Below are 7,801 nucleotides of genomic sequence, written 5' to 3'. Positions count from 1 at the left end.
GGCAGGAGCGAGAAAAGCTGAAGGCCGCCCAAGGCAGCCTTCAGCTATGAAACATGTTTACCGGACACTAGTGACGCGGAGCCTGGGAATGATCAACGAGCGTACCGTCGAGCATCAACGAATCTCTAGGTAACTCGATTCATTAAACGTCAGGCTCGCGCCAAGTCCCGTCGCAGGCTGCATCCCGGCGCCCTTGATAGACGAAAAGGCAGTGCCTTTGCTGCCGTGGGAGACATAGCGCTCGCCCTGTTCTTGTTCGGTGAAGTAGGTGTAGGACTCTTTGCGCATGAGCATGTACTGGGCATCGGCGTTTTTCAGGGTGTTGTGGTAGTTTTCAAGGTCGGGGATCGACAGATTGAGTTTCTTTTCCAGTTTCCCTCCCCAGCGGGTCAGGCAGGTTTCGGCGAAGTGGCGAACGATCAGGCCGGGCTCCGGCAGTAGGCTCGGGCCTTTTATGCCATTGGCGCTGGCGTTGCCGACCAAGGTGCCATGGCGGCCGGCCATGGGGTAGATGTGGGTCCTGGTGCTGCTGTGGGTCAGTGGGACGACGCAGGAAAATCCTTTGGAGCGTTCGTCACGGGCAAAGAAGCCGACATACTCTTTGACGTTGGCGCCGAGTGTTACACGCTCGGTTTGAAAGTTGAGTGGGCCGGGTACCGGGTCAACGGCGAAGATATTAACCGGAATATTTTTTAGATCGCGATCATTGAGCATCATGTTGGCCAGCATGTGACAACTTATAGCACCCCGGCTCCAGCCCACAAGATTGACTTGAGTAGGAATTATTCCATCCTTGCGGAAAGTCTTGATGATTTGTTCCTGTAACTGCTGCTGGTTGACTGCTCGGTCACCGTAGTTGTATTTGCGCCAGAACCAGGACCCCTTCACGGTGACACCTTCAATGGGAACGCCGGCGGCCTTCAGGCGCTTGTATTCCTGCTCTGTAAGTTCGACCCGCTCCCAGGAGCATGTGCCTTTGACGATTTGCAGGGCGTGTTTGACGTTTTCTTCCCAGCCCTTGCCGAACAGGCTCCCCGACATGCCATAGTCTTCGGATTTATAGAACAGTTCGTCGGCTTGCAGGTTGCCGGTACCGGGGCCATCCACCAGGATCCACTCGGAAAACTCGTGACTGAGCTCATGGGATGCCAGTGTTGAAACAAGTTCTCCATTCCAGTAGGTGTCGTTTGTGTTATCGAATTTAGTCGAGCCGGTGCCGCAAAAGTACACGGTTAGTATTGTCATGGTAGTGCCTTTATATAATTAACAAGTTTGCAGGTTAGTTGTGATTGGTTAAGTATTAAAGGCGATTAGTGTTGCGGGGTTTTTGGGGTGTTGTATGGAGTATTTGTGGTTTTGTTTATTTCCCCCATCCGCTGCTGAACGACCTCGAGCAAATCGTTGCCATCCTGAGTCAGCAGGTAAAGTGCGTTGACGATATGCGGGATGTCTTTGAGGTCGGCCTGCTTGAAGCTCAGGCAATACAGCGTTTCGAGCAGGTCGCTGGCGGCACGGATGCGTTGCTGGGCGGCGTCGAGCAGGTCCTGGGGGCTGGCCAGGGTGTCGATGAGCAGCGCGGGCGTGTCACCCGCGGTGGAATTGAGCGGCTGGTAACGGTTTGTTGGCGGGGTGCTGATGTTCATCGGGGTCACTCCAGTGCGCATTGGCGGAGTCGCTCGGCAGGGCCGTGCGCTGACGCAAGAGAGTTCACACTTACGGTTGCTCGGCTGCGCAGCAAACTATAAAGAGGACTGTTTGAGTTCAGCAAGATGGCCCGCATGGACAGGATCTGTAGGGCGTTTTCAGGCTGTTGCGTCCTCGTCCTACTCGGGGGTTGAGGTATTCGTAGTGAGCGATCAATAAGCCGGATTGTTCAGGTGCTTGCGTGGTTTCGCCTGTAAAGCTGCAGCAGAGGATGCGTCAGTTCTTGTAGGGGTTTTCCCGCACAGCAGTCGTCTCCGGCTGCTGTGAGGTATCGATGTTTCAATCAGTTCCTTGATCGATCACGCGTTGTGGTGGTTGACGGGAGGCGGCTTCAAGGTCCAGCAGGCCCAGGCCGTACACTTCGCTGTTGGCATAGATGCCGGTCCGGTTTGTGTGTTTGAGCAGGTGTTGGCGAATCTGTTGCGGGCTCATCTGCGGGTAACGACTCTGCAATGCGGCCAGGGCTCCGCTGACCATGGCCGCTGCCGGTGAAGTACCCGCTGTTTCGCCGTACTTGCCGGACTTCAAAGTGGTCTGCAAGCCCGTGCCTGCGGCGGAGTCGCCTCCGGGAACCGCGATGCACCAGTCCCTGGCAACGCCGCAGTAGTTGGATTTGGCGTTGATGGCTGTGCCGTCCTGCTTCAGGGCAACGACGGCGAGCCATCCCTTTTCCAGCTCCGGCACCGCCAGTGGCAAGCCGGGCTCGGCCAGGGGTTCGCGCCTGAGCTCATTGCCGGTCGGAAAAACGAACACCGCACCCTCATCGACCAGTTGCCGGGCCACAGTGAGGGACTCGGGCATGACCTGCTTGTAGCGCGACTCGGTGATCTCGGTTGCCGGAATGTCATTGGCCCACGAGTTGTTGAAAATACGCGCACCTTTGCCGAACGCATACGTCCACGACTGAGCGATTTCACTGTCGAAGAAGAAGGGCTGATCATCATCGCCAAATCGCATGGGGATCAGTTGGGCGCTGAACGCGACACCATGCATGCCTTGATCGTCCTTGTTGGCGGCAATGATGCCGGCCATCTGTGTACCGTGACCGACCCTGTCGGTCGTACCCGGCTGGTTCGTCACGTAATCGTATCCAGGATCGCCAATGCGCCCCTGGAACTCAGGCAGGTCGGTATTCAGCCCGGAGTCGATCAGGGCGACGCTCACGCCCTGACCGCTTGCACCGCGAGCATAGATTGACGACGCCTTAATGATCGCCAGCCCTTTCTGGGCGTGATATTCCGGTGTTTCGTAACCCTGTGCGGCAGGGTCGACAACGGCGTGCGTGGTCATGTTCTGGCAGCCGCTCAGCAGCAGCGGCAGGGCGACCAGGCCCAGGCGTGATGGTTGGGAGAGAGCAAGAGACGGTAGCATTTGATTCATCGGGTGTTCCTTCAGTGGCATCCATACCTGCGAAGCTTTCTGCGATGAGGACGCTTCGCCTGTGGCGGGTTTTTCAATAGGGCGCTCAGGCCCGTCAGGTGAGTCATGAACCTAAACGATTGAGTCCTTGGTTCATGAGAGAATTAGTGGTTCTGTTTGTATCTATCGAGAGCGTTTCGCCCCCGACCTTTTCCCTACGCGCTGCTTCTCTGTCCGTGCCTTTGGCGTGGCAGCCGTCAACGGAGTGACCGCTAATGCACAACACCCTCGAACAGGTCTTTGGTTATCCGCAGTTTCGGCCTGGCCAGGAAGCGGCAGTCAGTGCGGTGCTGGCCGGGCGTTCGGCCGCGGCAATTTTCCCGACCGGGTCCGGCAAGTCCTTGTGTTATCAACTGCCCGCCTTGTTGCTGCCGCACCTGACACTGGTGGTCTCGCCGTTGCTGGCGCTGATGCAGGACCAGTTGGCGTTCTTGCAGCGCCACGGGATCGCGGCAGCGAGCATTGATTCGGCCCAGAGTCGCGACGACGCCAACGAGGTGATGGCGCGGGCGCGCAGTGGCGAGTTGAAGATCCTGATGATTTCCGTGGAGCGCCTGAAGAACGAGCGCTTTCGCAACTTCCTGCAGCAGGTGCCGATCTCGTTGTTGGTGGTGGACGAGGCGCACTGTATTTCCGAGTGGGGCCACAACTTCCGCCCCGACTACCTGAAGCTGCCGGACTACCAGCGCCAGTTCAATATCCCCCAGGCCTTGCTGCTGACCGCGACCGCCACGCCCAAGGTGATCGCCGACATGCAGGCGAAGTTCGCCATCGCACCGGACGATGTGGTGACCACCGGGTTCTATCGGCCTAACCTCAATTTGCTGGTTGAACCGGTGCGCGGCCAGGACAAGCGCCGCCGCCTGCTGGAGTGGATGGGCCAGCGTGCCGGGCAGCCGAGCATCGTCTACGTGACTTTGCAGAAAACCGCCGAGCAGATTGCCCAGCATCTGAGCCAGAACGGTCTTCCGGCCGAGGCCTACCACGCGGGTTTGCCCCATGAGCAGCGCGAGGCGATTCAACGTCGGTTCATGGGTGGGCAGTCCACTTGCATCGTCGCTACCATCGCCTTTGGCATGGGCATCGACAAGAGCGATATCCGCAACGTAGTGCATTTCGACCTGCCCAAATCCATCGAGAACTACAGCCAGGAAATCGGTCGTGCCGGGCGTGACGGGCAGCCGTCCGATTGTCTGGTGCTGGCCAACCGCGACAGCCTCAACGTGCTGGAGAACTTCGTCTACGGCGATACGCCGGAACTGGAGGGCATCCGTTGTGTGCTGGATGAGCTGCAGGCCGCAGCACCGGACGGGCAGTGGGAGTTCCTGCTGGGGCCGCTGGCCGACCAGAGCAACATTCGCCAGCTGCCGCTCAAGACCTTGCTGGTGCAGCTGGAACTCAAAAGGCTGATCGCACCGCGTTATGCCTACTTTGCCGAGTACCGGTTCAAGTTCCTGGTGGAACCCGAGGTGCTGTTGGCGCGTTTCGACGGCGAGCGTCGGGACTTTGTCGACGCGATCATCCAGACTTCGAGTCGTGCGCGAACCTGGGCCACCGTGAATTTCGACGCATTGTATCTACAGCACCAGGCCGAGCGTGCCCGGGTGGTCAAGGCGCTGGATTACTTCCAGGAAAAAGGCTGGGTCGAGCTTGAAAGCAAGCAGATGACTGAGGTCTACAGCCTGTTGCAGAGCCATTTTGACGCTCAGGCCTTGAGCGTCGAACTGCACACCTACTTCACCCGGCATGAGCGTACGGAAGTCGCACGAATCCACGCGATGCTCGACCTGTTCGCCACCGAGCACTGCCTGGGTCACCGCTTGGCGCGGTATTTCGGCGACGATAATGCACCGCAACAGTGTGGGCATTGTTCGGTGTGTCATGGACAGGTTGCCCGCTTGCCGGAGCCGCCGCTATTGCCTGCGCTTGTGGATAAAAACTTCGATGCGCTCTGTGGCGATTTTATCCACAAGCATCAGGCCTACAACGGCAGTGTGCCGGGTGCAGAGCGCCTGACCCGGTTCTTGTGCGGCATCAGCGTGCCGCTGTTCACCAAGCTCAAGGCCCGCGCGATTCACGGGTTTGCGGCACTGGAGAATTATCCCTATGCCGAGGTGCGGGGTTGGGCGCAAAGCCAGTTGCCGGGCTGACGCGGAGCGTCACGGGCTGTATTTCCACGCAGAGCGAGGGAAAGATCGAGCGTTGAGTCGGGAGGAACATCCATCCGCTGAATGTCGCCCATCACGGGAATAAAGTTCAAAAACGCTGTCGGGCTGACTATGGTGGACGCTGTCTTTGGATCGCCAACAAGAGAGCAAACAATGAGCCAGACGCCCTTCCAGATTCAGCGTGCTGCCGTGATCGGCGCAGGCACCATGGGCCGTGGCATCGTCATGTGCCTGGCCAACGCCGGGGTGCCGGTGCAATGGGTCGACAACAACCCGCAGATGCTCGACCAGGCCCTTACGGCCATTGCCGACACCTGGGCCCACAACGTCCGTCAGGGCCGCATCGATCAAGCCGAAGCCGATGCGCGGATCGCTCGGGTGACCGCGGCACTCGACTATCCGGCGATCCGCGACGTCGACCTGGTGATCGAGGCGGTCTACGAAAACCTCGAGCTCAAGCAGAACATTTTCCGTGAGCTCGATGGCCTGCTCAAGCCCGAAGCGATTCTCGCCAGCAACACCTCGGCACTGGACATCGACGCCATTGCCGCCGTGACACAGCGTCCTCAACAGGTGCTGGGCCTGCACTTCTTCAGCCCGGCGCACATCATGAAACTGCTGGAAATCGTCCGTGGTGCGCAGACGGCCCCAGCGGTGCTCGAGGCTGCCGGGGCGCTGGGCCAGCGCATGGGCAAGGTCAGTGTGGTGGCGGGCAACTGCTTCGGTTTTATCGGCAACCGGATGCTCAATACCTACGTGCTCGAAGCACGCAAGATGTTGCTTGAAGGCGCACTCCCCTATCAGGTGGATGCCGCGCTGCAAGGCTTCGGTTTTGCCATGGGGCCGTTCCGCATGTACGACGTGGTTGGCATCGACCTCGGCTGGCGCGCACGGGAACTGTCGGGAGTCGGTCAGGACGAAGCCGAGATTCAGGTGGATAACCGTCTGTGCGAACTGGGGCGTTTCGGTCAAAAGAGTGGCAACGGTTTCTACCACTACGAGCCCGGCAGCCGTCAGGCCGAGCACGATGTCGAGGTGGATGCGCTGGTGCAGCGAGTCAGTGAGGAGTTGGGTTACCAGCGTCGGGAGATCGGCGCCGAAGAGATCCTTGAGCGCTGCCTGCTGGCCCTGGTGAACGAAGGGGCGAAGATTCTTCAGGAAGGCATCGCCGATTGCGCTCACGACATCGATCGGGTGTACCTCAATGGCTATGGTTTCCCGGCGGACAAGGGCGGGCCAATGGCCTGGGCCGATCAGCAGGGGCTGGCGAACATCCATAGCCGTTTGCTGCGCCTTGAGGCTGAACAGGGTGCATTGTGGAAGCCGGCGCGAGTGATCGCTGAGCTGGCGGTCAAGCACGGACGTTTTGCCCAGTGGCAGGCTGCCTGATCGACCATCACAATCCGTACACTGCCAGTCCCTTTGACGAGAAACCCGATGACCGAGCGCATGCCACAACGTACCGACTACCGTCACTTCCAGCCGATCGTCACCCGCTGGCACGACAATGATGTCTACGGTCATGTGAACAACGTGACCTACTACAGCTTTTTCGATACGGCGGTGAACACCTACCTGATCGAAGTCGGCGGCCTGGATATTCACGACGGCGAGGTCGTGGGCTTTGTGGTGAGCTCGGCTTGTGACTATTTCGCGTCGATTGCCTTTCCCGAGCGCATCGAGATCGGCTTGCGGGTGGGCAAACTGGGCAACAGTTCGGTGCAGTACGAGTTGGCCGTGTTCAAGACCGGGGAAGAGGAGGCTTGTGCGGCGGGGCGCTTTGTCCATGTGTTTGTGGACCGGGCGTCGAACCAGCCGGTGTCGATTCCTGGCGGGTTGCGCCAGGCCCTGGAGCGGTTGGTGGTGTGAAACGAAAAATCGCAGCCCGGGGGCTGCGATTTTTTTTGAGTCTCGGTCGTGATGCGGCGTGGTGTTTAGTCGCGATAGTAACGGTGCTTGTGCTTGCGATGCCCATAGGCATGGCCACGGCCCGGGTGACCATCACGGTAGTAGCGGCGATCGTCGTGGCCGCCGCGATAGCGGCGATGACCGTTATCGTCATCGTCATCATCGTTATCGTATTTGTTGCCCATGTAGTTGCCCAGCGCGCCACCCGCGCCACCGCCAGCGGCTGCGCCGATCAGGCTGCCTGTGGTGCCGCCTACGTTGCGACCGACCACGTTGCCGCCCGCCGCGCCGAGTGCACCGCCGATGGCGGCTTCACCACGGCTGTGTTTGTTGGCGCCCACCGCACTGCCGCCCGCACCACCCAGTGCGGCACCAATGGTTGAGCCAGTGTTACCGCCCAGTGACTGACCGACGACCGAGCCAAGAACCCCGCCCAATGCGCCGCCCACACCGGCTTCGGTGTTGCCTCCAGCTGACGCTACGCCGCTGATCAGGCCAAGGGACAACAAGAGAATCGAGGAGAACTTCATTAGAGGAGCCTCAAAGGGATGACGACGCGATCCTGAGGCTGTGACAGGACGGTTACAATCGAAATCCGACGA

At 59.4% G+C, this 7,801-nt stretch carries 7 protein-coding genes; 3 read left to right on the top strand and 4 right to left on the bottom strand.

Annotated features, from left to right (window positions below):
- Positions 1–114: 114 nt before the first annotated feature.
- From AC3WQN_RS23165 to AC3WQN_RS23155, 3 genes are all read right to left on the bottom strand, one after another.
- Positions 115–1,245 (bottom strand): hypothetical protein, encoded by a 1,131-nt coding sequence (locus AC3WQN_RS23165; RefSeq protein WP_103399696.1) that lies wholly within the window; start codon positions 1,243–1,245, stop codon positions 115–117.
- Positions 1,246–1,310: 65 nt separating this feature from the next.
- Positions 1,311–1,643, bottom strand: a complete 333-nt coding sequence (locus tag AC3WQN_RS23160) for a hypothetical protein (protein ID WP_103399697.1) — start codon at positions 1,641–1,643, stop codon at positions 1,311–1,313.
- A 340-nt stretch (positions 1,644–1,983) separates the two neighbouring features.
- Positions 1,984–3,075 (bottom strand): S8 family peptidase, encoded by a 1,092-nt coding sequence (locus AC3WQN_RS23155; RefSeq protein ID WP_371918493.1) that lies wholly within the window; start codon positions 3,073–3,075, stop codon positions 1,984–1,986.
- A 263-nt stretch (positions 3,076–3,338) separates the two neighbouring features.
- Between AC3WQN_RS23155 and AC3WQN_RS23150 the strand changes: the two genes are divergently transcribed.
- The 3 genes from AC3WQN_RS23150 to AC3WQN_RS23140 all read left to right on the top strand — a co-directional run bounded on the left by AC3WQN_RS23150 (position 3,339) and on the right by AC3WQN_RS23140 (position 7,160).
- Positions 3,339–5,273, top strand: a complete 1,935-nt coding sequence (locus AC3WQN_RS23150) for a RecQ family ATP-dependent DNA helicase (protein ID WP_103399699.1) — start codon at positions 3,339–3,341, stop codon at positions 5,271–5,273.
- Positions 5,274–5,444: 171 nt separating this feature from the next.
- Complete coding sequence (locus AC3WQN_RS23145; protein ID WP_103399700.1) at positions 5,445–6,680, top strand: 3-hydroxyacyl-CoA dehydrogenase; 1,236 nt, start codon at positions 5,445–5,447, stop codon at positions 6,678–6,680.
- Between the two features lie 48 nt (positions 6,681–6,728).
- Positions 6,729–7,160, top strand: a complete 432-nt coding sequence (locus tag AC3WQN_RS23140; protein WP_103399701.1) for an acyl-CoA thioesterase — start codon at positions 6,729–6,731, stop codon at positions 7,158–7,160.
- A 65-nt stretch (positions 7,161–7,225) separates the two neighbouring features.
- Here AC3WQN_RS23140 and AC3WQN_RS23135 read toward each other — a convergent pair whose 3' ends face one another.
- Positions 7,226–7,729 carry a glycine zipper domain-containing protein gene (locus AC3WQN_RS23135; RefSeq protein ID WP_095144529.1) on the bottom strand — a complete coding sequence of 168 codons (504 nt, stop codon included), beginning with the start codon at positions 7,727–7,729 and terminating at the stop codon, positions 7,226–7,228.
- Positions 7,730–7,801: the final 72 nt, after the last annotated feature.

This window comes from Pseudomonas sp. FW300-N1A1, from assembly GCF_058789115.1.
This window is presented reverse-complemented; position numbering and strand designations above follow the sequence as displayed.

Coding starts and splice junctions, on each gene's coding strand:
- AC3WQN_RS23135 (WP_095144529.1), bottom strand. CDS start 7,729: ATGAAGTTCTCCTCGATTCTCTTGTTGTCCCTTGGCCTGATCAGCGGC.
- AC3WQN_RS23155 (WP_371918493.1), bottom strand. CDS start 3,075: ATGCTACCGTCTCTTGCTCTCTCCCAACCATCACGCCTGGGCCTGGTC.
- AC3WQN_RS23160 (WP_103399697.1), bottom strand. CDS start 1,643: ATGAACATCAGCACCCCGCCAACAAACCGTTACCAGCCGCTCAATTCC.
- AC3WQN_RS23140 (WP_103399701.1), top strand. CDS start 6,729: ATGACCGAGCGCATGCCACAACGTACCGACTACCGTCACTTCCAGCCG.
- AC3WQN_RS23165 (WP_103399696.1), bottom strand. CDS start 1,245: ATGACAATACTAACCGTGTACTTTTGCGGCACCGGCTCGACTAAATTC.
- AC3WQN_RS23145 (WP_103399700.1), top strand. CDS start 5,445: ATGAGCCAGACGCCCTTCCAGATTCAGCGTGCTGCCGTGATCGGCGCA.
- AC3WQN_RS23150 (WP_103399699.1), top strand. CDS start 3,339: ATGCACAACACCCTCGAACAGGTCTTTGGTTATCCGCAGTTTCGGCCT.